The organism is Streptomyces niveus (genome assembly GCF_001723055.1).
Lineage (GTDB): Bacteria > Actinomycetota > Actinomycetes > Streptomycetales > Streptomycetaceae > Streptomyces > Streptomyces niveus.
In genome coordinates this window covers 1-870 of the sequence record NZ_MDCR01000572.1, presented here as the reverse complement: position 1 = coordinate 870, position 870 = coordinate 1, and the positions used below count along the sequence as shown (strand labels likewise).

Here is an 870-nt window from a genome sequence, read left to right as displayed (position 1 = left end):
CTCGTGGGCGGGTCGGCGTACGTATCGAGCGGCATGCGCGTGCATCGCGCGGCGTGTCGCGTCGTTCGGTCGTCCCTTCGCGTCCGCGTCCCGTCTCCGGGATGTTCAGGACACATCTCGCGAAGGAGAGTTCCGTGACAGAGCAGTCCGCAGCCGCGGCAGCACGAGCCACCGTGTACGGCTACCCCCGCCAGGGCCGCAACCGTGAGCTGAAGAAGGCCGTCGAGGGCTACTGGAAGGGCAGCGTCGACACCGCCGCTCTGCGGGAGACCGCCGCGGGTCTTCGCCGTACGAACTGGCGGCAGCTGGCCGACGCCGGCATCCATGAGGTGCCGTCCGGTGATTTCTCGTACTACGACCATGTCCTGGACACCAGTGTCATGGTCGGGGCTGTTCCGGAGCGGCACCGTGCGGCGGTCGAGGCCGACGAGACGCAGGGGTACTTCGCGATGGCGCGCGGCACGCAGGACGTGGCGCCGCTGGAGATGACGAAGTGGTTCGACACCAACTACCACTACCTCGTCCCCGAGCTGGGCCCGGACACGGTCTTCACCNNCTGCGCGCGGCCGGCGCCGACTGGGTGCAGTTGGACGAGCCCGCGCTCGTACAGGACCGCACCCCGGCCGAGCTGACCGCCGTGGCCCGCGCGTATGGCGAGCTGGGCGCTGCGGCAGACCGGCCGAAGCTGCTCGTCGCCTCGTACTTCGGGCGGCTCGGTGACGCCCTGCCGGTGCTCGCCAAGGCCCCGGTCGACGGGCTGGCGCTGGACTTCACCGAGTCGGGCGCCGCGAACCTGGAAAACCTCGCGGCCGTCGGCGGGCTGCCCGGCAAGCGCCTGGTCGCGGGGGTCGTCGACGGGCGCAACATCTG

At 70.9% G+C, this 870-nt stretch carries 2 pseudogenes; both read left to right on the top strand.

Annotated features, from left to right (window positions below):
- Positions 1 to 134 precede the first annotated feature (134 nt).
- A pseudogene (locus tag BHU15_RS41970) lies at positions 135 to 554 on the top strand (uroporphyrinogen decarboxylase/cobalamine-independent methonine synthase family protein); the annotation flags it as partial.
- A gap of 2 nt (positions 555 to 556) precedes the next feature.
- Positions 557 to 870, top strand: a pseudogene (locus BHU15_RS41965) (5-methyltetrahydropteroyltriglutamate--homocysteine S-methyltransferase); the annotation flags it as partial.